Genomic DNA, 25,027 nt, shown 5'->3' with positions numbered 1-25,027 from the left:
CGATGATGACGACGATAACGATGACACGACCGACGACGACACCACCGACGACGACACCACCGACGACGACACCACCGACGACGACACTACCGACGACGACACCACCGACGACGACACCACCGACGACGATACGACCGACGACGACACCACCGATGATGATGATGACGACGACGACGACGATGACAACGATGACGACGCCACCGATGACGACGACGACACCACCGGCGACGATGACGACGATGATAATGACGACGACAACGACGACGGTTGCGGTGGCTGCAACTAAGCGTATTTGACCGTAGCATCAAAACGGGCGGGCCTTGTGCCCGCCCGTTCTATTTCCACGGATTTTGTTTAACGACCGACGCGGGTTGGCTTCGCTCGACGGGCGTTGGCCGGTGACGTAACGCGATTGGGCAACGCCAACGAGCGCGCCTCGTTTTCATCCTGCGGCACCACCTTCCACGTAATTGTTTTCAGGAAATCCTTATCGCTCCAGACGCCCTGGGAGCCGAGCAGCTTGTCTGTGTAGTCGATAAACCAATCGCGAAACTCCTCGAAAGCCCCGTGAAACGCGAGGGTGCGAAAGAGGTCGACATCAAACACGGCGCTACGGGCGGCCGGTTTGTACGTGCCGATCGCGTCCCACATCGCCAGATAGAAAGTTCGCGCCAGCGCCACGCGATTATGCAGATCGGTGGCATCGATCCGCAAACGTTGCGCTTCGGTCGCCAACCCATGCGCCGCGACCAACTGTGTCAGGCGCGTGCCCTTGATCTGGTTCCAATCCACGACGTTACGCGGAATGCCGTGGATCGCCAGAAAGTCCTTCACGGTGATTTTTTCGCCGTCGATCGCGACCAATGTCTGATTCGGATCCCGCAACAAGGCCGCCAGGTCTTCCGCGTTTTCGTACGGACGATCGACGATTACGAACTTCGCCAGATCCGCCTGATAATCGTCGACACGTTCCATGAGCACGTCTTCTTCGAACGGTTTGATCGAGCCGCTGGGCCGTAGCGCCGTGTCGATGTTTTCGCGTTCCTTGGCCGACAAGCCGGCGACGAACTCGGCCACAGACTCGCGATTGGGCTCCATCTCGCCGCACCGCACGATGTGCAACAGACGCCGGCCGTACAGATTATCGGTAAAGGTGTCCAACACGGTATGCGTGGCGTCATCGGGCGCGGCGCGTTCCGCCAAGAGAATAAAGCGGGCGAACAAATCGGCTTGGCCGATCACCCAGTCGGTCAATCGGGCCTGAGCTTGTTTGCCGGCGTCGTGGTTTTCAACCGCAATGCGCCAGACAACATCCTCCACTTCGAACGGATAGGTACGTGCCAGCCGCTCGGCGAAGTGGTAATGCCAGAGGAAATTGCGTTGAACGAGATCACCTTGGGCCGGAAACGCCAGGACTTCTTCCAAGTAAAAAAGAAACTCCTCGCGAGATATTTCAACGTTGCCGGCGCGTATCACGGTTTTCTGCAGTTGATCGACCGGGTCGGCGGGCACAACGCGAAAACGTAGATCCGTCAAAATACCCTTGGCGCCAAGTGCCAAGGAGGCCGCCACAAGCAAGACAAGCACCGCCAAAAGGACCGTCACGTTTCTCTTGTTCCAGAAGGCTTTTTCGAAAGTAATCATGGCCGCCTCCTCAAGAAATGGGTGCGTGTCCACAACCTAAGACCGCGCTTGTTACCGTCAAGGTTTTGTGCGCGTTAGCTACCTATTAGATTGGATGCCGACGAACTAGTTTCTTCAGTGTTTTTTTAGCGATTCCTGTTCGTGTGAATTGCCACATTCAACAAGGATGCCTATTTTATGCAGAACCATAAAAACGAGGACCGCAGTGTTCACAAATGACTTTACCGCCAAATTGGGCATCCGCCTGCCGATCATCGGCGGCGCGATGTACCCGAGTTCAAACCCGGAACTGGTCGCGGCCGTCACCCGCCACGGCGGTATCGGCGTGTTCCAGCCCATCTCGCTGACGTACGTACACGGCCACGACTACCGCGAGGGAATCCGCTTGATGCAGCGCTTGGCGGGCGGCCCCATCGGCATGAACGTGATTACCGAAAAATCCGCGCGATACTACCTCGAGCGCATGCGGAAGTGGCTCGACATCGCGCTGGAAGAAGGGGTTCGGTTTTTCGTCTCCAGCCTCGGCAATCCGCGTTGGATCGTCGAGCGCGTCGAATCCGCGGGCGGCCTGGTCTACCACGACGTGACCGAACGCAAGTGGGCGCTCAAAGCGCTGGATGCCGGCGTGCACGGCTTGATCGCGGTAAACAATCGAGCCGGTGGCCACGCCGGGGCGCGCGATCCCCGCAAACTTTACGACGAACTGGTGGACCTGAACGCGCCGTTGATTCTCGCCGGCGGCATCGGCGACGCGTCACAATTCGCCGAGGCCCTCGAAATCGGGTACCTGGGCGTGCAAATCGGCACGCGCCTGATCGCGACAACCGAATGCAAAGCGCATCCCGATTACAAGCAGGCGATCGTAAGCTCGACCGAGGACGACATCGTACTCACGGACAAAATTTCCGGCGTTCCCGTGGCGGTCATCAACACGCCCTACGTGCGGAAGACGGGCGCCACAGCCGGCCGCATCGCGCGCCGTCTACTACGTCACAATCGCACGAAGCACTGGATGCGCATGTACTATTCGATGCTGTCGTTCGTGAAGCTGAAACGCGGCCTGCAACGCTCGGCGGTCTACCGCAATTACTGGCAGGCGGGTAAGAGTGTCGGCACGATTCGCAACATCGAGCCGGTGGGTGAGATCATGGCTCGTTTCGCCGCCGCGTTACCCGGTGCCGCCCCGACCGCATGACCGCGAACTCAGTGCCCCGTCTTTCGCCTTCGCAACGACGCGCCATTCGCCGCGCTGTGAGTGATTGGTATGCGCAACATGCACGTCGATTGCCGTGGCGTGAGGATCCGACGCCATACCGCGTTTGGGTCTGCGAGATCATGGCTCAGCAAACCCGCATCGAAACGGTGCTGCCGTATTTCGAACGTTTTCTCGCCCGTTTTCCCGGGGTCCACGACCTGGCCGCCGCCACCGAAGACGAGGTGCTGGCGCTTTGGTCCGGTCTCGGGTACTACCGCCGCGCCCGCCATTTGCATCGCGCGGCCCGCGTCGTCGTGGACGAGTACGGTGGCGCGATACCCGCCGATCCGCATGAACTGCAACGACTGCCCGGCATCGGCCGCTACACCGCCGGGGCGATTGCCTCGATTGCTTTCGACCGGGCCGCGCCGATTCTCGACGGCAACGTCGCCCGCCTGCTGGCGCGCGTGTTCGCTATCTCCAAGGTTCTTTCCACCGGCGAGGCGCGCAAGGAGCTGTGGGTCTTGGCCGATGAACTCGTGCCCGAGGAACACCCCGGCGCGTTCAATCAAGGAATGATGGAGTTGGGCGCGTTGGTCTGCACGGCGACAAGCCCGGGGTGTCCCGCCTGTCCCCTGCGGCCGCATTGCCTCGCGCAGGCCCAGGGTTTGGTTGAAGTCATTCCGGTCAAAGGAAAAGCGGCGGCGCCGTTGCCGGTCTATTTTGCCGCCGCGGCGCTTCGGCGGGAAGGCCGCGTTCTTCTGGTTCGCAATCCCGGCGACGGACTTTTCGGCGGCCTGTGGATGTTGCCGCAAGTCGAGGTCCGCAAAAGTTGGCCTGCCCACCGGCAACGTGAACAGTTGCGCACCCACCTGCGAGACCGATTTGCGATCGATATGATCGCCGGTGATTTACTGGGCCGAATCGAGCACACACTAAGCCATCGGCTGTTGTATACCCGATTTTACGCTTGCGAAATTCCATTCAAAGGAGTATTACCGATTTCCAATGGCGCCCGTTGGGTGCAGCCATCCGCGCCCAACCGACACCTCGGCCTCGCCGCTTACACGCGGAAGTTTCTACGCTTTCTGGTTGAGGAATAATGAACGCTTCGTACCGCGACTTAATCGAAACCACTGCTCGCGCGCACAAAATATCGGTGCTTTCCGGCGCCGGTTTGTCCGTTGAAAGCGGTGTTCCGGCCTTTCGCGGACCGCAAGGATTATGGCGGAATTACGATCCGTTCGAGTTGGCCACACCCGAGGCTTTTGAGCGCGACCCGACCTTGGTGTGGGAGTTTTACAACGACCGTCGGCGCTTGCTGGCGCAGTGCGAGCCCAACGCCGCACATGTCGCGCTGGTGGACCTGGAAGGCCTGCTGCCCGAACTGGTACACATCACGCAAAACGTTGACGGGCTAGCCGCGCGTGCCGGCGGGAAAAATATCATCCGATTGCACGGCGAGCTTGGCGCGACCAAGTGCTCCCATTGCGGGCGCATGGCGCAATCCGACGGCGGCGAGCATTCGTTTCCCGCGTACTGCCAGAATTGCGGCGGCCTGTTACGTCCCGGCGTCGTGTGGTTCGGCGAGCCGGTAAGCATGATCGGGCAGGCGGCGCAGGACATCCACGACTCCCAGGTTTTCATGGTGATCGGCACAAGCGCCGTGGTGCAACCCGCGGCGTCGCTGGCTCGTTTGGCCAAGCAGCAGGGAGCCTTCGTGGCCGATTTCAATTTGGAGGAGACGGCCATCGCGGACTTGGTGGACGCCCACGTGCGCGGGCCGGTCGCCACGACCCTTCCCGCCTTCGTGTCCGAAGTGAAAAAACTCCGCTAGCTTTTTCCGCCTAAGTTAACCGCCGTTTCCGGAGCAGCCGCCGGAGTTGTGAGCGCGGGTGGAAATCCGGGCGCAGTTGCGTATATTGAAACAAAACAAAACCGCCGACCGGATGACAACTCTCGCCTTCGTGCGGCGTCTTGGGAGTCAAATCATGAGCGACCATCTCGAGCAATCGGCCATCAACACCATTCGCTTTTTAGCAGTCGACGCCGTGCAGGCGGCCCGTTCCGGCCACCCCGGCGCGCCCCTCGGTTTGGCGACGGCCGGATACGCGCTGTTCGCCAAGGTCATGAAACACAATCCGATTGCGCCCACGTGGCCCGATCGCGACCGCTTCGTGTTGTCCAACGGTCACGCCTCGGCGCTGCTTTACGCGCTGCTACACCTGTCGGGTTACGACCTCTCTTTGGATGACATCAGAAACTTCCGCCAACTGCACAGCCCCACCGCCGGGCACCCGGAATACGGCGAGGCACCCGGCGTCGAAATCACGACCGGCCCGCTCGGGCAAGGCTTCGCCCACGGTGTCGGCATGGCGTTGGCCGAAGCGTGGATGGCCCGGCAGTTCAACAAGCCGGGGCATGAAATCGTCGACCATTTCACGTACGGCATCGTTTCCGACGGCGACCTCGAGGAAGGCATCAGCTACGAGGCGGCGAGTCTGGCCGGGCACTGGGGTCTGGGCAAGCTGATCTATCTTTACGACAGCAACGCGATTCAGATCGAAGGCTCGACCGGCACGAATTTCTCGGAGGACGTCGCCGCTCGTTTCCGCGCGCAGCATTGGCACGTGCAGGGACCGATCGACGGCAACGATACCGAGGCGCTGTGTGCGGCGTTCGCCGCCGCGCAGGGAGTCACGGGGCAACCGTCTTTGATCATCGCCAACACCGTGATCGGCTACGGCAGTCCGCTGGCCGGTAGCGAAAAGACGCACGGCTCGCCGCTGGGCGAGGAAAATGTCGCCAAAACGAAAGAAGCCCTGGGCTTCCCGACCGAGCCGCCCTTTTACGTTTCCGACGCGGTACGCGAGCACTTCGCCCTCGCCGCTCAAAAAGGCGCGCAGGCGCAACAGGCGTGGGAGAAAGCCTTCGACGCCTATGCAGCGGAGTATCCGGACTTGGCCGCCAAGCTGCACTCGCAGTGGGCCGGAGAGTTGCCCGACGCATGGGATGAAGGTCTCGACGATTTGTTTGCCGGGCAGGATAAGCCGCTGGCCACGCGCGCGGCATCGGGCACGGTGCTGAATTACCTCGCGCCGAAAATCGACTTTCTACTCGGCGGCAGCGCGGATTTGGCGCCCAGCAACAACACCTTCATCAAGGGCAGAACCTCACTGGCCGCCGACAACCTCGGCGGGCGCAACGTGCATTTCGGCGTACGCGAACACGCGATGGGCGCGATCGCCGGGGGCATGGCGCTGCACGGCGGCATCATCCCGTACACCGGCACGTTCTTCACCTTCAGCGATTACATGCGCACACCGATGCGTCTTGCCGCCCTGATGGGCATTCGCGTCGTGTATGTGTTTACGCACGACAGCATCGGCCTGGGCGAGGACGGCCCGACGCACCAGCCCGTCGAACATCTCATGGCGTGCCGCGTGATTCCCAACCTCACGGTGATTCGACCGGCCGACGCCGCCGAGACGGTCGTCGCATGGAAAACCGCGCTCACCCGTACCGACGGCCCGACGGCGTTAGTCCTCACGCGACAAGGACTGCCGATCCTCGACCGAAGCGTGTGCGGCCCGGCAGCCGGCGCCGGGCGCGGCGCCTACGTGTTGTGGGAGTCGGACGAGAACCCGGAGTTGATCCTTATCGGCACCGGCTCGGAAGTCTCGCTCGCTCTTGAGGCCGCGAATCGCTTGGCTGATGAAGGCGTCAAAGTCCGCGTCGTGTCTATGCCGTCGTGGGAACTGTTCGACGCGCAGCCCGCAGCGTATCGCGACGAAGTGTTGCCCCCGGCGATACGGGCTCGCGTAGCGGTCGAGGCGGGGGCCACGACAGGATGGGAGAAATACGTCGGGCTCGACGGCTCGGTAATCGGGATGCAGTCCTTCGGCGCGAGCGGGCCAATCAAGGATTTGTTCGCGTATTTCGGCTTTACGGTAGAGAACGTAATCAAGCGCGCCAAGGGCGTGTTGGGGAAATGACCGCCCGGTGTCGACAGATCGAGCGCGGTGCATTACCTTTGACAGCCAATCAAGAGATACGGTATCAAAGGGTACATAAGTCGAATCAATAAGAAGGTCGCGGTTCGGATTGTGCCCGGGTTGGCGGCCCCTATTACAGGCTGAGGAGTATGAGGCATGAAAAAGCTGACAGTTTCCCTGGTGATCCTGGTTTCGCTGCTGATGGTATCGGCTGCCTGGGCCGAGGAGATTTCGCCGGAGTGGGCCAGCACCGTGAAAATCGGCGGCTATGTTGACGTGCGGCCCAGTTTCTATTGGTTCACGCCCGATAACGAGATGACGGTCGGAAACCAAACACAAGAGGATTTCCATTACAGCGACGTATCCCTGTATGACGCAGGCCTCGTTGTGATGGCGCAACCTTTCGACGCCGTGCATGGTTTAGTCGAGATTCGCTACGGCGAAGGCCCGATTGACTACCGAGGCTCCAACGGCTCTCTGGGCGCCTACGGAACCGAGACGGTACTTGTCGACAAAGCGTATGTGCAGTTGGGCAGCGGCAGCAGTTTCTGGGTGCGTGCCGGTAAGTACTACATGCCCTTCGCCGCGTCCGAAGACGCCGTCTACGGCTTCTACTACAACCTGCTGCAACGCTACTTGTTCGCCAATCCGGTTGCTTTGGGATTGGGCTACAACCACAAGTTCGCCGGCTTCGGGTTCCACGTGTGGAACGGTCAGTTCGACACGACCAACTCATCGGGTCGGCCGGACAACGACATTATCGACACGTACGCCGCAAGCCTCGAATTCCATCCGCTGGCCTTCCAGGAAGTTCACCAAATGGACCTCGTGTTCTACTTCCTGAGTGACGCCGCGGAAACCTGGGGCCAGTTCGGCAACCAGATCAACACCCAGGTTACGGCTTATAGCGAAAACATCTTCCTGTACGGCGGTTACTTGAAGGGCGACTTCTTCCTCAGCGACCTGATCGGCCTGGGCATCCTGGGCGAATACGCGACCACCGGCGAGTGGGACGAAGATCAGTACGTCGACGCAGCCGGCGACGCGACGGCCGTCAGCTTCATGAACGCTGAACTGGCGTTGTTATTCTGGGAAGGCGTCCTGAAATTCGGCGGCAAGTACGAGAGCATCAGCGGCGTCGACTACTTCGGCACCGCGGGCGTCGACTACGAGCCGACTTCCTACGCACGCTACGGCGGCTTCCTGCGCAGCAACCTGATGGAAGAGCTTTCCCTCGGTTTGGAATATCTAATGGGCGGCAACAACGAAAGCGACACCGACAGCGAACTGCAGATTCAGACGCGACTCGATTTCTAACGATCCAGTCCGATGAAACAAAAACGGGACGGCCACGGCCGTCCCGTTTTTTTTGTTAGTAACGCTGAACGCTATTGGTTCGCCGCTTTTTTCTCGCGGTTTTCCAGCGCGCCCGGCCATTCGGTCACCAAGGGGTTCCCCGCCCGCTCGCGCGTAATTCGATACGTCTCAATGAGGGCGCTCACGGAGTGCTGCACGTAGTCGATCTGAATGTCCGGCGTCCAGAAACCAAAGCCGATGCCGCCCTGCGGTTTCTGCGGATTTTCAAAGAACATCGTGTTGATGTCGTTGTATTGCAGCCGCATCAGGAATGAGGAACCGAGTTGGAGCACGTCGAAAAACTCGTCGGTTTTCGCCTTATCGCCCAAGCGCTCGGCCAACCGATACAGCGCGCCGGTCGCTTCCAAACGGCAGGCCGCCGACACCGAGGAGAGCATCGTCCTGCTCGTGTAGTAGCCGCCGTTGAAGTCCGGGTCTTTGTTATCGCGATTGAAGCGGGCGTCCATCGCCGCGAAAATCCGCCACGCGTGATCCACGTGATTCTGCTGCGGCTTCACTTCATGGATCCGGTTGATTGCGTAGGCCAGCCAGTGATCGTGCGGAATGCCGGAGTCCGGCTTTTTCTTGTCGCGCACATCGGCGATAAAATCCACGCCCTTCGCGCCGACGTCGATCCACCGCTTGTTGCCGTCGATGGAGTACAACGTCGCCAATCCGAAAAAGGCCTCGCCCGGATAGTAAAGCACCGGTTTGACCTTTTTATCTTTGTCCTTGGGCGCATAGTAGTAGCGCATGCGCACGTCGCCGTCGGGTTTCATCATGTAGTCGGCAAAGCGAGCGTACCCCTGCATCAGCGGCAAGTACTGCATGTCGCCGGTAGCGCGCGTGTACCAGCCAAAGGCCAACATGGAAAGACCCGAACCGCCGAGTTTGGCGTACTGGAATTTGTTGTTGTTGAGACCCTTCCAGTCGAACTTCTTACTGTCTTCGGGATCCGGCCCCCGGGTGTGGCGCTCCAACCAACCCAGCGCCCGTTTCGCCGACTCCAGCAGTTCGGGATCCTTGTTGATCTCGTACACCTGGATCATCGAGAAGGTCGTACCGGCATGCCGCAATTCGTTGTACGAACGCGCGAGCGAGTCGGTTTGCGGGTAGTACATGTACTCGAACGACCCGTCATCCTTGACCGCGTTTTTCAGGTAGTTCCCCACGCCGTTGATCGCGGCCAACAGGTTTTCCTCCGTCGGCTCGAAACCATCGATTCGGTTGCCGCGTCGCAACGGAATCATGCCGCCCTTCCCGTTTTCCATGAACGAAATGAGCGGAATTTCGGCGAATTTGATCGGCTCTTTAACGTCGATCTGCTTACGTAAGTCGCTCGGGATGCCGCGTTGCCGCGCCAGGCGTTTGAAATTCCGATACCGAAAGCGCTTTTTGCGATCCATGATGCCGTAATCGCGAAGCTCCTGCGGCAGCAGGGCAATCGGTGGATTCGTCGCGAAAATCAGGCCCTCTTTGGAGTAGTCAAAACGCACGCCGTCGTCGAGTTTCTTTTGCTGCACCCGATGCGTGCGCTCGACAACGTCCAGGCGCAACCTGTGCGTCGCCCAGTTTTCGTCACGGCCCAGCTTTTTCAGCTTCGCGGCAGCGTCCTTGATCGCTCCGGCCGCGGACGAACCCATTCCGAAAGCGGTTAACGCCGCGTCGTCCGGCCGGGCCACGGATAGAAAGACGCCGCGCGGGGACTTCTTGTGTACGTTGGCGAACTCCCGCTTGCCTCCGGCCGGCGCTTCGGTGCCCGTCACATAGTGACGCGCCAAGGCCAGGGTGTACCGCTTATCCGCCGCGTTGAGTTTGATTCGTTTGTAGTCCGGCAAATCTCCGGGGCCCGTTTTCGCGCAACCAACCAACCACACGGTTGCGATCAAAACGATCAGGAGAAGCTTCGAATAGTGCCGCATACAGGTCCTCCGTAATTACTCAAAATGGCCGCAGATTGTAATAACTACCTGGGAGCCACGTCAACGCGCCGCCGCAGTTAAATACGGGCGGCCCCACCGGACCGCCAGGGCGGTATATTCAATCGCGTCGATCTGTACCATCGGATTCCAATAGCTAAACATAACGCCGCCGCGGGACCGCTGCGGGTGAGTAAAGAGCATCGTGTTCACCTCGTCGTAGCGATGGCGCAGCAAGAAGGGGATGCCCTTGTCGAACATCTCCGCGAGGCGGTCGACGTGGGTTTTGTCGCCGGTTTGTTCGGCGAGCTTCATCAGAGTCGCGGCGATGCACAAACGGCGCCCGCTGCCCGAAGAACTGGGGCGGTCGTAAAAACTGCCGACCAATTCGTCGTCCTCGACGCCCGCGTTGAAGTGACTGTCGATGGCCTGAAACACGCGCCACGTGTACTCGACGTTCGTGTCTTTCGGTCGCCACGCCTGCAGTTCGTTGATCGCGTAGACCAGCCAAAAATCCTGCAGAACCTTAGTAGGCGGCAAATGCGCGTCGCGGTGAGCCACAACGTATTCCACGGCCCGCGCGGCCAAGTCCAGCCAGCGCTCATCAGCATCGACTTTGTACAACGCCAGCAACCCGGCGATCGCCTCCCCGGCGTAATATTGCTCGGCGGTCGAGTACTGTTTTTTCATGTTGCCGCGGAAGTAGTACTTCGTGCGCATCATGCCGTTGCCGTCGGACATCGATTCGATAAAGCGCCCGTAGCCTTGCATCATCTCCACGTACTGCCGGTCGCCGGTCACTTCCGTGTATTTGCCGAAAGCCACCAGCGCCATACCGGTGCCGCCCAGCTTGGCGTGTTCACGGCGCGAGTTGGTCACCGCAAGCCAATCCTCGGTCTTGGCGTCCTGGTCGCGTGGCCCGCGCGTGTGTTTCTTGAGCCACTCCAGCGCGGTTTTTGCATGCTTGGCCAATTCTTCATCGCCGCTTTTATCGCCCAACGAGAGCATCGCGAAGACGCCGCCGGCATGAAAGCGTTCGTTATAGGAACCAAGCACCTGGTGCGTGCGCGGATCATATTTGTAGGCGAGGTCTCCGCCCGGCCCGATCGCACCGATCATATAGCGGCGCAACCCGGCGAGTGTTTCATCGAGCGCCGCCGGCGTCGCCGGGTACTTGCCGTCCCTTATGCCGCGTCGCAAATCGATGACTTTCCCCGCGGTGTTTTCCATGAAGGAAATCGTGGTGAAACGGGCGTACTTGATCGTTTCGCTGTTCTTGACTTGGTCGCGCACGACGCGGCCGATCATGCGGTGCTTCACGAAGCGCTTGAACTGCCGGTATTGAAATTCGCCCTCCTCATCCATGATTTTCCAGTCGCGTATCTCTTGCGGCATCAGCGCCAAGGGCGGCTGCGTGGCGAAAATCAGACCTTGGGTGCTGAAGTCGGTCGCCCAGCGCTTGTTCACACTACGTTCCCGCTCATCGGTGGACTCGTCGATAATATCCACGCGTAGGCGCAGATCCGCCGGCTTCTCATTGGCGCACAGGCGACGAAGTTGGGCCGACGCCGCCTCGATCGCCGCAGCGATGGAGTCGCCGAAAGCAAACGCGGTCAGCGCCGCCTGGTTGGGTCGAATGGCGCTGAGAAAAACGCCACGCGTTTCGTCGATGTACACGGTCCGATATCGCTCCGCATCGGGAGCCGGTACCGTGTCGCCGGTTAAGTGCGCCCGCGCCAATTCCAGCGCGTGCTTCTTCTCCAAATTGTTGAACGCGATTTTGCGGATGTTGTAAAAATCGCTCGGCGGCGCACCGCATCCCGCTGCGGCCAGCGCGGCGACGAGCAAAACGAAAAACAGCCTTCGGATCATTTTCTCTCCTTTTGCATCGGCAGGGCGGCAATGTAGCAACCTCTCGCGGTCTTCGTCAATAAAGCGTTGCCGCGGTCGAAGTATTTCACGGGCCGGGTTTGTTCGCCGCTGATCCCCCGAGTATAATCGCCTCGTTCTCCAGGAGCAGTGTATGACCAAAGATAAGGTGCTTGCCGAGCTGCAAAACACCAAAAATCTCGCCGGCTGGACAATCGCCGGCGTGAATTTGAGGGGCGTCGATTTTTCCGGCGCCGACCTGGAGCGGGCCGAACTTACCGACTGCCGCCTCGAAGGCGCATCGTTCGCCCGCGCCAACCTGCACGAAGCACGCTTCGTGCGCTGCCGCGTCGGCCGCGTCGATTGGTCGCACGCCGACTTGCGCCGGACCCACTTTGTGAGTTGCGGCGGCATCGCGCCGTCCGACATCGCCACAGTGGAACGGGAGGGAGCCATCGTGGAACAACCGACCAGTCGTCTTTCGGCCCTATTGGGCGTGGGTGCCGTGATTGTCGTGGCCGCGGCGCTCTTTCTTATTTCCGGCGGCTACGAGCTGTTCAGCCCGACGGGTTCGAGCGAGCCGGAAACCACGCCGGTCGTGACGCCCAAACCTCTGCCTTCGGCCGAACTTTTGACCGCCGCCGATACGGCCTTCGCCGCCGCCGATTTCCCGCGGGCGAAGGACTTGTACGGCAAAGCCTTCGCGCAGGGCGCCGGATCCGAAGACTCGAAACTGAACTACGCCGACGCGTGCCGTCGCTCCGCCCCGTTCGAGGAGGCGATCACGACCGCCAAGGGTATCGTCGCGGAAACCAAGGCCGACGATGCGCGGCTCCGCGCCCAAACCATCATCGCCAGCGCAATGGTCCGCAAAGGCGCCAACGAGGAAGGGCTCGCGCTCTACGACAAGTTGCTGGCCCAACACACCGACCGCCCCAACGACCAACGCGCGCTTCTGATGCAGAAGGGCACCGACCTTTGGAAAACCGAGAACCCGACCGAGGCTCTTGCCACTTTCCAAAAGCTGCTGTCGATCAGCGAGTCGAACCAGAAGGCGGGTGTCTGGATGAACATCGCACTCGTGCACCGCGACGCCGGTAAGACTGCCTCCGAAACCGCCGCGTACCGCAAGGCCGCCGCCGACCGCAACGCGCCCTCCGCTGTGCGCATGAACGCCCGTGTCGCGCTGGCCATGCTGGAGATCCGCCAGGGCCGGCTCGAGCAGGGACGTCGTAAGTTGTTGGAGGCCGCCGGTCCCGATAGTGACGCAGGTCAGGTTCTCACCGCCGCGCGCCGCGCCGCCGCGGAGTGGCGCAAGCAAAAGAAATTCGAACCTATTGAATCGTTGTATCGGCAATTGCTGGAAGTTTTCGGTTCGCGACCCGGTCCGCTCAATGACGCGCGCATCGATTTGGCGAATTTGTTGGCCGATCTTGGCCGCAGCAGTGAGGCGTTGGCGTTGTATAAGAAGGTCGCCGCCGAATCGACCAATCCCACGCAAAAGGCCTGGGCCGCCGATACCGTTGAAGAAATGGAAAGTTCCGCCGCCGCGCCGCCGGCCGCCGGCGATCAGTAATGGGGCGGATTCGCGTAATTGCGACAAGAGGTCCTTTCGTTGACAGCTTCGAGAGCGTCGTGTTAAGAATGGTGCGTTTCATTCACGTAGCGGCTTGAGCCATCAAATCCATGATTGAAGATCTAGTTGTCGGCTTGGCTTTGTTCTACCCGCACGAAGTGCGCCTTCGGCTCGCGAGGAGGATTCCGTGAAGCGAATCGTCTTTTGGTGTTGTTTATTGGTTGCGGTTTTCGCACTCTCACCCGGCGCCTGGGCCGGAGTCGGCGGAGCACCCTTCGCCTACGGCTTCGGCGCGCGCGGCATTTCGATGGGGATGGCCTACACCGCGCTGGAGAACGACGTCTCGACGGCCTATTTCAATCCGGCCGCGATGGCGCGTATTCCCACGTCGGAAATGGCGTTCACCTATCTCTACGCGCAGCCCGAGTTCCAGGGCGGCCCTAAAGGTGACACCTTCGCGTTCGACCAATCCAATCGGGTGTTGCAGTTCAACTGGGTGACGAAGCTCAATGAACTGCTCAAGTCCCGGCGTGACATTGCCGTGGGTCTGAACGTCTCGCTTGACGATAACGGAGCGGCGTTCATTCGCTTCTACGACGTGCAGAACTCCGACGGCTACTATTATTTCTACGGCCCCCACGGCTTTACGCTCAACTTCACGGTGGGCTTCGGCGTCACCGATTGGCTTTTCCTCGGCGGCGGCGTCGTGACGACTCTTCACGGCATCTCCACTTTCGAGATGAAAACCGACCTCGCCGGCAAAACCTCCGAAGAAGGCACAACCTTGGATAGCGACGTGGTCTTCGCGCCGATCACCTCGGTGTTGTTTCACCTCGACATGGTGGATATCGCCCTGACCTGGCACGGCCGCACCTGGGGACAATTCCAACCCATCGAGGTCAAGGCCGCGGCGGAAGTCGGTAAAAACGAACTCGCCGAACTGCCGATGAAACTCTACTTCAAGGACAACTACATTCCGCATCGCGTCGGCCTGGGCACGTATTGGCGTCCGACGGATTGGATGAATATCTCCGCCGATGTGGTTTGGCACAATTGGGCCGACTTCACCGACCTGATTGATATGGACGATCTGCCGCGCGACAACGTGGACCTGGAAATGAAGGATATCTTCGTGCCCCACCTCGGGCTGGAGTTCGAGGCTTACAACCACTTCTTCACGCGCGCCGGCTATTCCTTCCAACCCTCGCCGGTTGTCGACGGCGGCAGCGACTTCAATATGATGCTCGATAACGACAAACACATCGCCACCGCCGGACTGGGTTACAATTGGCAGAACCCTCCCCTGTTGACGTATCCGGTCAGTTTCGACGCGGCCTACTTTTTCGAATATTTGATGGATCGCGAGTTCGAAACCGAGGGCCAGAAATACGAAAGTTCCGGCTTCCTAAATGGGATGGCCGCCACGTTGACGGTGCGCTACTAGGGTCGAAAGGAAGCAGTCATGATGCGACGTTTCAAACTGCCGGCCCTTCTGGCCTTCCTCCTGTTGGTCACGGCATGCGAGGGTGACTTCGTCGCCCCGGCGTACGCGCCGGAAACCGAAGTCGGCTTCGGGATTACCTATACCTATCCGCCGAGCGATACCGCCGAGTTCCCGATTACGGGATCGATCATCGTTCACTTCAATCGGAATCTGAATCAAGCAACCGGGGCCGAATTCGTGGACCTGCGGCGAACCGATTCCGGCGGCGCCGCCGGGCGGTTGCCGGTGGATGTCTTTGTCGATGACGGCAATATGATCATCACGCCCATCCAGCCCTTTGACCCGCATGCGCATTATCACATGCGCATTTTCGGGGATGTCCGGTCCATGGACGACACTCCGGCGGAGCTGCCCGAAAACGGTTTCGAGTTCTTCTTCAGCACCCTCGGCGACCGCCCGCTGGCCGGACGCCCCCTCGCGGTGGAAACGGTGCTACCCGATCCGTCCAGCACGTCGGTGTTCGATTTCCACACCTTCCGCGTTTATTTCTCCGAGCCGGTCGACCGGCGCACGATCCTCAACAAGGAAACTTTCCTATTCGCCGATAGCGAAGGTAACGCGGTGGACGGCGCCATTTTCGTCCGAGCCACGCAAATGGTGTTCGACCCCGACGAAGACCTGACGCCCGGCCGCTACAGGATGACCCTGACCACCGGCATCCAGGACGTGGGCGGTGAGTCGCTTCCGACGCGCCGCGTGTTCGACTTCGATGTGCGCAGCAGCGGCGAGCGCAAGACCCTCAATGTCGAAAATTGCCCGACCCTCGGCGCGCGCAGCAGTTGTGTGGCGGAGATATCTCCCGACGCGTTGCCGCGACATGCCTTCACCGGCGACGACGCCAATTCCATGCTGGTCGACAGCCTGTTGCTCGGTCCGACGCGTACCTACATAAGCGGCCAGCTTCGCACGTCGCTGGGTGACCCGGGCCTCACGCCCGAGGCGATTCCCATCCTTATTCGCAAGGGGCAGCGCCTGTACGCAACGTCCATCGAATCGCAGCTTGGCGGCGCGATTCCGACCGGCCTCGACACCGGCGAGATCGTGATTCACGTGCTGACCGACGCCGTCGGCCTGCTGCACCGCGCGGACGCCGACACACCGATCGGGAAAAGCCCCGCGGCGGTTTCCTTGACTCTCGACGCCGCGATTTCTCCGGCGGACACGGCCGCGGGGATGATCATGTCGCAAATCATCCTCGGTACGAGACTGTACGGCACGGCGAGCGTCGATCCCGGCGCCAATCACCTGGTTCTCGAAGTGGCGGGATTCGCCGAATTCTTTATTCTCGGCGAACGCATTCGGACGACAATGAGCCTGGTGATGAAGGACGTCGAAACGCTGCTGCCCGATAGCCCCGACAACCGCCCGCCGGAATTGCGGATGACCTACCCACGCCAGGGCGAGCGCCGCGTGCGTCTGGGTACAGCGATTCAAATGGTGTTCGACGAACCGGTGAGCGTGCCGAGTTCGACGGCCGAGGTCACGCTTCGCATCAAAGACGGGCCGGAAGTGGCGAACGACCTGCTCAACAACGGACCCAAACTCCTTTTAGTGCCGCGCGAGCCGCTGGAGCCCTACACGACCTACGAGATCGTCGTGGGTGTCGGGTTGGCCGATATTTTGGGCAACGAAACAGCGGTCGAGACCGTACGCAAATTCACGACCGGCGCGATCGAATGGAGCAGCGAACCGCCGATTGTCGGCACGAGCAATCCCGGCCGCGGCACCACGCCCGCCCTCTTTCCGGGGCACTTTCCGATCGAAGTTTGGTTCAGCCAAGTCATGGACGCCGACACGATCGTACTAGGCGACACGTTTCGCGTCATCGACTTGTACACCGGCCGCGACGTTCCGGGAACGATCGTACACTTCTTCCAGCGCGTAGCGTTTTATCCCAACGAACCGCTCGCGCCGGGCACGCCGTATCGCCTCGTGTTGACTTCGGACATCACGAATTACGCGGGCGTTCGACTCGACGTGGGTCGCGACCATATCGAACCCGGCGACGGCAATGAGCAGTGGACCGTCGATTTTACGGCCGCGGCGGCGAACAACTGGGTGCCGCTGCGCCTCATGCTCTCCCCGGTCGCCGATGTCGACGGATCCGGGTTCATCGACAATGGCGAGACGATTCCGAACCCGCCGGCGAACTTTTTCAAGGTCCGCAATTTCTTGGTACCCGAGCCCACGTACGCGGCCGGCTACTTGATGGCCTACGTCAAGGGGCTGGATTACAACGCCGTGGGTAAGCCCTTCCTGGACATTGAGTTGAGCCAGGGCATTTCGCTGATCTCGACGAACACCCAGATCGATCTCGGCGGCCTCTTGCCCTCGCTTGGTGACGACGAAATCGCGCAGCTTGCCAAGGACAGTCTATTCGATCCGCTCGGCCGCGTTTTCATCGACATACCGCAACCGAGCTTTGCCCCGGCGATGGAATCACCGGAACGGCGCACCGAAATGAACGCCGTCATGAATGCGGACATCAGCGTCGATAACGACTACTTCAACGCGGCCCTCGACCGCGTCACAACGCTCAACGCGGTGGGCGAATTATCGTTCTCCCCCGACGGCTTAATGGTCGTCGAACTCGACGGCCGCACGACGATCACGATGAACTTGAAGATCCCGCTGATCGGCATCAATATCCCGATCCCGCTGCCGACCGACCTCGAGATGCGCGGCGTGAGCCGCAACCCGCTCTCGTGGTGGAACACGTTCTAGCCCGCCGCTTGCTCGGATACACGAAGGGCGCCTTGATCGGCGCCCTTTTTCTTTCGGGGAAACGGTTCGCTATTTCTTCGGTACGTGCACCGGCCAACCCAAGCCCAGTTCCGCCGCTTCATGCAATCCTTCGGCCAAGGTCGGGTGGGCGTGAATCGTGTGGGCGACATCTTCCAGCGTCAACTCCCGCTCGACCACCAGGCCCGCCTCGGCGATCAAATTCGACGCTTCGCGGCCGCAAATCTCCGCGCCCAAAACGACCTTGTCGGCGGTGCGGTAAATCCACTTGAAGTAGCCGTCCGAGGTGCCCATGGTGAGCGCGCGCCCCAACGCCTGGTAAGGAAACGACGCCGCCTCGGCCTCGATACCCCGCGCCTGAGCCGCCGCCTCGCTCAGCCCAACCGTGGCGATTTCGGGATACGTAAACACGACTCCCGGCACCGCCCGCGCCGTGAAACGCGCCTCCTTGCCCGCGATGGCCGCCGCGGCCACAACCGCCTCCGCCGACGCCTTGTGCGCCAGCATCGGGCCCGGCACGAGATCGCCAATGGCATAAATCGCCGGGTGCGCCGTACGCCGTTGCGCGTCGACCGGCAGAAACCCTTTTTCGTCCCGTTCCAGGCCGACGACGTCCAGGCCGACGCCGCCGTCGTAGGGTCGGCGGCCCACGGTGACCAACACTTTTTCCGCCGTCAGTTCTTGGGTCGCGCCGTCTTTGTCGACCACGGTTAGTTTCGCCACGCCGTCGACGATTTCGAGCTTGTCGGCCTTCGTGCCGGTCATCGCTTTGATTTTCAATCGGCGCAGATTGCGTTCGACGACCTGCACCGCGTCGCGCGGCTGCCCGGCGAGCAAGTCGTCGAGCAGTTCCACGATCGTCACTTCGCTGCCGGCCATCGCCATGACGGTGCCGAGTTCCATGCCGATGTAGCCGCCGCCCACGACGATCAACCGCCGCGGCACTTCGGTCAGCGCGAGCAGTTCGCGACTCGAGATGACCGTCTCGCCGTCGAAGCGTAAGCTCGGCACTTCGATCGGCACGCTGCCGGTGGCCAGGATCGTGTGCCTCGTCGTTAAGCGTTGCGACGTCTCGCCGCCGACTTCAATGGTGTTGGCGTCGATGAAGCGTGCGACGCCGGGCACGAGATCGACGTTTGCCGCCTGCAAAAGCGTTTTGACCCCGGTGGTCAGCCGCTTGACGATGCGATCCTTCCACGCCACGGTCTTGGCCCAGTCCAGCGATGCCTCGCCGACGCCGACGCCGAAGCTCTTCATGCCGGCCAGCGAGTGATAGCTTTCCGCGGCGTGAATCAAGGCCTTGCTTGGAATGCAGCCCTCGTTGAGGCACACGCCGCCGACCGCATTTTTTTCCACGAGGGCGGTGCGCAGACCGAATTGACCCGCGCGAATCGCCGCGACATAGCCGCCCGGTCCGCCGCCGATCACCACCACGTCGTAACCGTCACTCATCGTCTTCGCTCCCTTTCGGCTCGTCGCCGTTTTCCGGTTCCGCCGGCTCTTCGTCGCTGCCGGCGACAACGACCGGCTGCGCCAACAAATGCTCAATGCGCTCCAGCAAGCGCCGCGCCGCCGCGTCCTCGGCCTGGCGGAGCTTGACCTGCCGCGTAACCGCCCGCAGCCCCTCGCGATCGTCATGCTCTTCTAGGAAATCGACCAGGCGCGACGCGATCCGCGTATCGTAACGATTCGTCAGCCAACCGGCGAGTAGATACAACTCGCGACACAAGCGCGCGCCGGCCGTCGTCGGATCCACCCCCGGCGTCGCCGTACACTCCACGAGACCGACCTCGTTGTTCGGCCGCTTCGCGCCGGCCGGCGCAATGGCCTCGATCCACGCGCGCACCAACGCTTGGTTATCCTTTGAGGGGAAATTGAACGCAAACTGCAGGTCGTAGATGCGGGCGTTCTTGAACACGGTCACGACCACGCGACTGCCGGTATGTCCGCCCAGCGGATACTCGCGCCCGACGGCCGTCGCCTCGCCCGTTTCCCAACGCCACAACCGCCGCAACTCGGCCCCGCCGCCCTCCGCGATGACCAGACGCCTCGCCTCACTTCGCCCGACGATTTTCACGAGCCGCCACGGCCACAACCGATCCCAGGCGCGCGGCCGTTCTACCCGGCGGAGCATGTCAATCAAATCGCTTGGCGACATGTCCTCGTCGACGAAGCGTCGCGCGGCGCCTTCGGCCATCAGCGACCACCGGTTTCGGCCGGCTTCGGTAAAGAAGACGACCCGGCCTTCGATGGGCTCGCCGGTGTGCCGGTAATGTAACGAAAGCTCCGCCGGCAGGATGCCGTGCAGTTCGTAGGCGCCAGCCTGATAGGGAACCGCCACGATCGCATTGGGCAGGGCGATAACCGAATGGCGAAGAACTTTCGGGTTCGGCAGGTTCGCTAACTCTTCCACCGGCGGTGCGGACGACAATTGGGGGAAGTCGAACCCCGCCGTCCACACGTTCGCCGTCACGACCGCCGCGAGGTATAGGCACACCACAACCAACGCCGCATTCCGGCCGCGACGCGGTTCCGGTTCGGGTTGGACGTTGCCGAGTCTCATTTCCAGGTATCGGGTTTGCCGTCTGCGTCGACATCCACGCCGGTACGCGCCAGGCGTCCCTCTTTCGTATATGACTTGAAAGTATCGTGCACGCCGTCACCGTTGGTATCAAGCTGCACCCAGCGAGTTTTGCCGGTGAGATGGAAAAAGGTTTTCTTGTCGATGCGGCCGCTGCCGTCGGTATCTTCTTCCATGATGATGCGAATACCCTGGCTGTTAAGCGTCTCAATTTTTTCGATGATGCCGTCGCCCTCGCCGTCGTACATGCGCTGGAATATTTCCCGGTTGCCACGAAACACGAAGTAGCGGTCGATAATTCCCGTCTCCTGCGTGTCGGTGCCTTCGACGACCAAATTGCCGCGCGCGTTGTAACGCTGATACTTGTCCCAGGAGCCGTCGGAGTTGCGGTCGATCCACCGCTCGACAAGATTGCCCTCGGCGTTGTAACGCTCCAGCCGCCGCGGCACGTCGAAAGTCGACCCTTCGTAATGGTAGACCATCGATAGAACGCCCTTGGCGGTGAAGGTATGAATTTGTTCGGCTTGACCATCGCCGTCAGCGTCCACATGCGCGAATTTCGGATTGCCTTCCGCGTCGAAAAACTCGACTTTTTCAATGATGCCGTCGTGGTTTTGATCGTGTCGGCGCTCCACGACGATCTCGTTTTCGCCGTAGACGTCCCAGTAATCCGGCGAACCGTCGCCGTCGGTATCCACGGCGCGCGCCTCCCCCGGTCGCGGCCCGGGTTCCGAAGGAGCCCCCGGCGGCTTGGCGCTGGGCCACATCGCGTAGATGATCGCCGCCAACGCAATCACCACGGCCACGCCGATCGGAATGCTGTAGGTCATCAAGGTCGAGCGCGGCGGCTCGACATCGGAGGCGGACTCACGCCGTTGTCCGGCCGCCACGCGCCGCCCCGCAAAACCACATTCGGGGCACTCGGTGGCCTTCAGCGCGATGTCGGCGCCGCAGTTGATACAGGATTTTGTGAAGCGATGTCCGCAACTGTCGCAGGAGTCGTAATTGTAGTTCCGGGAGCCACAGTTCGAGCAGACGATGCCCTTCAAAATGGGCACGTTGCGCGAGGGCCCGGGGGCCAGGAGAGCGCCGCAGTAACTACACTTCGAGCTATCGAAAGGAATATCGTAGTTACAGAGCGGACACGTGATCAAATGGTCTTTCATATTTCGCTTTGAGAACCCCCGCGTTTCCAAGTCCGTGCGATTATAACAAAAAAAGGCCCCGGGACCAGTGCGGTTCCCGAGGCCTTGATGAGTCTTTGCGTCGCCCTAGAACTCGATTTCCAGCGCGCTCAGGTCATTGGTCTTGAAATAGTCGGCGATTACGAAGGCTTCGGGCAGGATATTGTTCACGAACCACTTCGCGGACATCATTTTGCCCCAGAGGAACTTCGCTTCGTCGTTGTCCTTGATCAACGCCTTTTTCGCGGCATCGTCTTCCACGCCCTTTTCGGCAAACAGCGCGTTCAGTTTTTCCTGCGCGATAAATGCCATCTCCAGCAACAGGTGCGACATCAGGATGTGGCCGAACATGTCGAGGAAGGGGCGCGCCTGCAGAACCGGCACGATCTTCTCGTTGAAGGTTTCCTTCTTCATGTATCCAGCCATGCCCATGACGGTACCGGCCAGCGCTTCTTGCGCTTTTTGCAGTTTCTTGACCAGATCGCCCAGACCTTCGTCTTTGCCGTTCTTCTGGCAGAAGCTGGACAGGTCTTGCATGAAGTACATGAACAACATGCCGCGATTGATCGTCAGCTTGCGACCCAACAGGTCCAGCGCCTGGATGCCGTTGGTGCCTTCGTACAGCGAAAGGATCTTCGCGTCGCGGGCGTACTGTTCCACCGGATATTCCGAGCAGTAACCGTAGCCGCCGTAGACCTGAATCGCCTGCTCCGTCACGTGGTAGGTCCAGTCCGTGATGTAAGCCTTGGCGATCGGCACGAACAATTCGACGAGGCCGTGGTAGCGCTCTTTCGCGGCCCCCTCGGTGACGTGCGATAGGTCTTCGTAAAACGCCGTCTTGGCCAACATCGCGCGGAAGCCTTCTGAGAAAGCCTTGCAGTGCATCAGCATGCGGCGCACGTCCGGGTGCTCGACGATCGGCACGCCCGGGGCGTCGTGCTTGGCCATATCCTTGATGTGACGGAACTGCACGCGCTCTTTGGCGTACGCTACGGCATTCATGTACGCCGTGCCGGCCAGCGAACCAGCCTGCAGGCCGACGTACAAGCGCGCCTCGTTCATCATCATGAACATGTACTTGATGCCTTCGTTCTCTTTGCCCACGAGCCAGCCGATGCACTTGCCGCCTTCGCCGAAGTTCAACGTACAAGTGGCCGACCCCTTGATGCCCATCTTGTGTTCGATGCTGCCGCAGACCACGTCATTTCCGTCACCCAAGGTACCGTCGTCGTTGACCCAAACTTTCGGCACGAGGAACAGGCTGATGCCCTTGATACCGGCCGGCGCGCCTTCGACGCGAGCCAACACGGGGTGGATAATGTTTTCGGTCAGGTCGTGATCTCCCGAGGAGATGAAAAGCTTGGTGCCGGTAATGTTGAAGCTGCCGTCGTCGTTGCGCGTCGCAATTGTTTTCAGCGCGCCGACATCGGATCCCGCCCCCGGCTCGGTCAAGCACATGGTGCCGCCCCATTCGCCGCTGAACATCTTGGGCAGGTACTTGTTTTTCAGTTCGTCGTTGGCGAAGGCATCAAACATGCGGGCGGCGCCAATGGCCAATTCCGGAAACATGGTGAACGCCGAGCCGGCGCCGCACATGAACTCCATAATTTGCATGTTGATGACGGCCGGCCAACCCAAGCCGCCCCATTCGGGGTTGCCGGATAGCACGAGGAAGCCGTTGTCGATGAAGGCTTTGTACGCGGGGTGGAAAGCTTCCGGCACCGTCACTTTACCGTCTTCGAAGGTGATTCCTTCCTTGTCGCCGATTTCGTTGATCGGCGCGATGACGTCTTTCGCCACCTGCAACGCGGTCTGCACCATCGCCCAAGCGGTATCCCAGTCAAAGCCGACTTCCTGGTACTTTTCGTACTCCGCCAATTGGCCAACGTTCAAATAGTCTTCCAGAACGAAGCGGACGTCCCGCTCGTCAACAAGATAATGGTCCATGCGATTTCTCCTTCAGGTAGACGATAAAACTACAATCGCCAGAGCGATTCGGTTGCCGCGAAGCGGTTTCTGAATGAGTACTCATTCAGAAACAATTTTATGTACCATTTCTTGAAGCAGCGCGTCAAGGCAAAACGATCCAAGAAAAGGGAAAAAGACCTTGACATTCGCCGACCTTGCGGCTAATTATTCGAACCCTGTGTTTTACGAAACTACGCCGTTCGTGTTTTGAACGAGATTGATAAATCAGGAGGCAGAACGTGGCCAATCATAAGAGCGCGGAAAAGCGAATCCGCCAGAACATCAAGCGCCGGGCGCGCAACCGGTCCATCCGGACCCGCGTGGGTACGCAAACCAAGTCGTTGCGTGGCGCCATCATCGCCGGCAACGCCGAAACGACCGAGCAGCAGCTCCGCCTGACGATGCGGGAGTTGAATAAAGCGGCCAGCAAAGGCGTGTTGAAGAAAAAAACCGCCAGCCGCCGGATCGCGCGCTTGGCCAAAGCCGTCCACGCCGCACAAATCTAGCTGCGCCGACACAAATCCAGAATCATTCGTTCCAGGATGGCCCGGTCATGACTGCGGCCGTCCTTCAGCATTAAATCGACCTTCGATAACGTCACCAGCGCTTTACGGAGCGCGGCGTCGCTGAACGCCCTCGCCTGCCCCTTGACCTTTTTCGCGGCCCACGGCGTCGTGCCCAGCGCTCGCGCCAACTGCTGGTCGTCGACTCGGTCCCGCGCCAACAGACGCGCTACCACCAGTTGCCGCAACGCGCGGCCGAACATCGCCAACACACCCAGCGGCGCCTGCCCTTGGTCGATGATCTCCTTGACCACACGCAGGGCCTCAGCCGTTTTGCGCGCGGTCACCGCGTCGAACAGTTCATAGAAGGACTGCTCCTTGACCGAAGACATCACCGCCGACAGGTCGTCTGCGGTAACCGCCTTGCCGCCGGCGTGGATCGCGGCTTTCTCGATTTCGCGCGCCGCCGCCGCCAAATCCGCCCCGACGGCCCGTACGAGGTACTCCACCGCGTCGCGATCTATGTCCACTTCCTGATCCCGCGCGATGGCCGCGACCCAAGGGCGCATTTTGCTTTCGTAGAGTCGATCGAATTCCAGCACAAGCCCGTACTTCTTGGCCAGTTTGGTGAACTTCGCCCGTCCGTCGAGTTTTTCGGCCAACAGCACCAGCACCGTGAAATCGGCCGGTGACTGCAAATATTCGGTTAGCGCGTCGCGTTCCTTGGCCTTCACCTTGTGCCACGCATTGAGCACGATCAGGCGGCGCTTGGACATCATCGGCAGGCTATTGGCCAGCCGCGGCACAGTCGACAAGCTGTCCTGGCCGACATAAAACACATCGGTGTTCATATCTGCCATGGCGCCCAAGGGTACGTGGCGCACGATCATCGACCGCGCGAGCTCAAGCTGGTAGGACTGCGAACCGGCGATTAGATAGACCGGTTTGAGTCCGTCAGCGAGGCTTTTATCCAGGTGCGAAAGCGGCATAT

Annotated in this window: 18 protein-coding genes; 10 read left to right on the top strand and 8 right to left on the bottom strand. The window is 60.5% G+C overall.

The genetic code is table 11. The features are described 5' to 3' along the window. A partial coding sequence (locus P9L99_03370) for a hypothetical protein (GenBank protein MDP8222374.1) occupies positions 1-286 on the top strand: 286 nt, incomplete at its 5' end. A gap of 68 nt (positions 287-354) precedes the next feature. Here P9L99_03370 and P9L99_03365 read toward each other — a convergent pair. Beyond that, positions 355-1,644 carry a hypothetical protein gene (locus P9L99_03365; protein ID MDP8222373.1) on the bottom strand — a complete coding sequence of 430 codons (1,290 nt, stop codon included), beginning with the start codon at positions 1,642-1,644 and terminating at the stop codon, positions 355-357. Positions 1,645-1,849: 205 nt separating this feature from the next. Here P9L99_03365 and P9L99_03360 point away from each other — a divergent pair, with 205 nt between their 5' ends. The 5 genes from P9L99_03360 to P9L99_03340 all read left to right on the top strand — a co-directional run bounded on the left by P9L99_03360 (position 1,850) and on the right by P9L99_03340 (position 8,151). After that, positions 1,850-2,839 carry a nitronate monooxygenase gene (locus P9L99_03360; protein MDP8222372.1) on the top strand — a complete coding sequence of 330 codons (990 nt, stop codon included), beginning with the start codon at positions 1,850-1,852 and terminating at the stop codon, positions 2,837-2,839. Beyond that, positions 2,836-3,942, top strand: coding sequence for an A/G-specific adenine glycosylase (mutY, locus tag P9L99_03355; protein MDP8222371.1), 1,107 nt, complete (start codon positions 2,836-2,838; stop codon positions 3,940-3,942). The genes P9L99_03360 and mutY overlap by 4 nt, the downstream gene beginning before the upstream one ends. Beyond that, the gene (locus P9L99_03350) at positions 3,942-4,676 is read left to right on the top strand and encodes an NAD-dependent deacylase (protein ID MDP8222370.1); all 735 of its coding nucleotides are present in this window, start codon (positions 3,942-3,944) and stop codon (positions 4,674-4,676) included. The genes mutY and P9L99_03350 overlap by 1 nt, the downstream gene beginning before the upstream one ends. A 154-nt stretch (positions 4,677-4,830) precedes the next feature. Continuing rightward, on the top strand, positions 4,831-6,834 hold the full coding sequence (tkt, locus tag P9L99_03345) for a transketolase (protein MDP8222369.1): 2,004 nt from the start codon (positions 4,831-4,833) through the stop codon (positions 6,832-6,834). Positions 6,835-6,990: 156 nt separating this feature from the next. After that, positions 6,991-8,151: a hypothetical protein gene (locus tag P9L99_03340; GenBank protein ID MDP8222368.1), complete on the top strand. Its 1,161-nt coding sequence runs from the start codon at positions 6,991-6,993 to the stop codon at positions 8,149-8,151. 71 nt (positions 8,152-8,222) lie between these two features. On the opposite strand, the gene P9L99_03335 is transcribed toward P9L99_03340, so the two are convergent. Next, positions 8,223-10,112 (bottom strand): hypothetical protein, encoded by a 1,890-nt coding sequence (locus P9L99_03335; protein ID MDP8222367.1) that lies wholly within the window; start codon positions 10,110-10,112, stop codon positions 8,223-8,225. A gap of 60 nt (positions 10,113-10,172) precedes the next feature. Further along, the gene (locus tag P9L99_03330; protein MDP8222366.1) at positions 10,173-11,981 is read right to left on the bottom strand and encodes a hypothetical protein; all 1,809 of its coding nucleotides are present in this window, start codon (positions 11,979-11,981) and stop codon (positions 10,173-10,175) included. Between the two features lie 151 nt (positions 11,982-12,132). Here P9L99_03330 and P9L99_03325 point away from each other — a divergent pair, with 151 nt between their 5' ends. The 3 genes from P9L99_03325 to P9L99_03315 all read left to right on the top strand — a co-directional run bounded on the left by P9L99_03325 (position 12,133) and on the right by P9L99_03315 (position 17,782). Further along, entirely contained in the window at positions 12,133-13,554 is a 1,422-nt protein-coding gene (locus tag P9L99_03325; protein ID MDP8222365.1) for a pentapeptide repeat-containing protein, read from the top strand. 187 nt (positions 13,555-13,741) lie between these two features. Next, positions 13,742-14,998: an outer membrane protein transport protein gene (locus P9L99_03320; GenBank protein ID MDP8222364.1), complete on the top strand. Its 1,257-nt coding sequence runs from the start codon at positions 13,742-13,744 to the stop codon at positions 14,996-14,998. 18 nt (positions 14,999-15,016) lie between these two features. Beyond that, complete coding sequence (locus tag P9L99_03315) at positions 15,017-17,782, top strand: Ig-like domain-containing protein (GenBank protein MDP8222363.1); 2,766 nt, start codon at positions 15,017-15,019, stop codon at positions 17,780-17,782. Positions 17,783-17,851: 69 nt separating this feature from the next. Here P9L99_03315 and lpdA read toward each other — a convergent pair whose 3' ends face one another. From lpdA to P9L99_03295, 4 genes are all read right to left on the bottom strand, one after another. Beyond that, entirely contained in the window at positions 17,852-19,252 is a 1,401-nt protein-coding gene (gene lpdA / locus P9L99_03310) for a dihydrolipoyl dehydrogenase (protein ID MDP8222362.1), read from the bottom strand. After that, a complete protein-coding gene (locus tag P9L99_03305) occupies positions 19,245-20,363 on the bottom strand; it encodes a hypothetical protein (GenBank protein ID MDP8222361.1) in 1,119 nt (372 codons plus the stop codon). The genes lpdA and P9L99_03305 overlap by 8 nt, the downstream gene beginning before the upstream one ends. Further along, complete coding sequence (locus P9L99_03300; protein ID MDP8222360.1) at positions 20,360-21,547, bottom strand: hypothetical protein; 1,188 nt, start codon at positions 21,545-21,547, stop codon at positions 20,360-20,362. The genes P9L99_03305 and P9L99_03300 overlap by 4 nt, the downstream gene beginning before the upstream one ends. 105 nt (positions 21,548-21,652) lie before the next feature. Beyond that, positions 21,653-23,512, bottom strand: coding sequence for an acyl-CoA dehydrogenase (locus tag P9L99_03295; GenBank protein ID MDP8222359.1), 1,860 nt, complete (start codon positions 23,510-23,512; stop codon positions 21,653-21,655). 260 nt (positions 23,513-23,772) lie between these two features. Between P9L99_03295 and rpsT the strand changes: the two genes are divergently transcribed. After that, positions 23,773-24,039 (top strand): 30S ribosomal protein S20, encoded by a 267-nt coding sequence (gene rpsT, locus P9L99_03290; GenBank protein MDP8222358.1) that lies wholly within the window; start codon positions 23,773-23,775, stop codon positions 24,037-24,039. Here the strand turns inward: rpsT and holA are convergent. Beyond that, on the bottom strand, positions 24,036-25,025 hold the full coding sequence (gene holA, locus P9L99_03285) for a DNA polymerase III subunit delta (GenBank protein ID MDP8222357.1): 990 nt from the start codon (positions 25,023-25,025) through the stop codon (positions 24,036-24,038). The genes rpsT and holA overlap by 4 nt on opposite strands. Positions 25,026-25,027 lie beyond the last annotated feature (2 nt).

The organism is Candidatus Lernaella stagnicola (assembly GCA_030765525.1).
Classification (GTDB): domain Bacteria; phylum Lernaellota; class Lernaellaia; order Lernaellales; family Lernaellaceae; genus Lernaella; species Lernaella stagnicola.
This window is presented reverse-complemented; position numbering and strand designations above follow the sequence as displayed.

What these genes read in the sequence shown, in the direction of transcription:
- P9L99_03335 (MDP8222367.1), bottom strand. Translation starts at nt 10,112, where the DNA reads ATGCGGCACTATTCGAAGCTTCTCCTGATCGTTTTGATCGCAACCGTG.
- P9L99_03315 (MDP8222363.1), top strand. Translation starts at nt 15,017, where the DNA reads ATGATGCGACGTTTCAAACTGCCGGCCCTTCTGGCCTTCCTCCTGTTG.
- P9L99_03350 (MDP8222370.1), top strand. Translation starts at nt 3,942, where the DNA reads ATGAACGCTTCGTACCGCGACTTAATCGAAACCACTGCTCGCGCGCAC.
- P9L99_03300 (MDP8222360.1), bottom strand. Translation starts at nt 21,547, where the DNA reads ATGAAAGACCATTTGATCACGTGTCCGCTCTGTAACTACGATATTCCT.
- P9L99_03305 (MDP8222361.1), bottom strand. Translation starts at nt 20,363, where the DNA reads ATGAGACTCGGCAACGTCCAACCCGAACCGGAACCGCGTCGCGGCCGG.
- tkt (MDP8222369.1), top strand. Translation starts at nt 4,831, where the DNA reads ATGAGCGACCATCTCGAGCAATCGGCCATCAACACCATTCGCTTTTTA.
- holA (MDP8222357.1), bottom strand. Translation starts at nt 25,025, where the DNA reads ATGCCGCTTTCGCACCTGGATAAAAGCCTCGCTGACGGACTCAAACCG.
- lpdA (MDP8222362.1), bottom strand. Translation starts at nt 19,252, where the DNA reads ATGAGTGACGGTTACGACGTGGTGGTGATCGGCGGCGGACCGGGCGGC.
- mutY (MDP8222371.1), top strand. Translation starts at nt 2,836, where the DNA reads ATGACCGCGAACTCAGTGCCCCGTCTTTCGCCTTCGCAACGACGCGCC.
- P9L99_03295 (MDP8222359.1), bottom strand. Translation starts at nt 23,512, where the DNA reads ATGGACCATTATCTTGTTGACGAGCGGGACGTCCGCTTCGTTCTGGAA.
- P9L99_03365 (MDP8222373.1), bottom strand. Translation starts at nt 1,644, where the DNA reads ATGATTACTTTCGAAAAAGCCTTCTGGAACAAGAGAAACGTGACGGTC.
- P9L99_03330 (MDP8222366.1), bottom strand. Translation starts at nt 11,981, where the DNA reads ATGATCCGAAGGCTGTTTTTCGTTTTGCTCGTCGCCGCGCTGGCCGCA.
- P9L99_03325 (MDP8222365.1), top strand. Translation starts at nt 12,133, where the DNA reads ATGACCAAAGATAAGGTGCTTGCCGAGCTGCAAAACACCAAAAATCTC.
- P9L99_03340 (MDP8222368.1), top strand. Translation starts at nt 6,991, where the DNA reads ATGAAAAAGCTGACAGTTTCCCTGGTGATCCTGGTTTCGCTGCTGATG.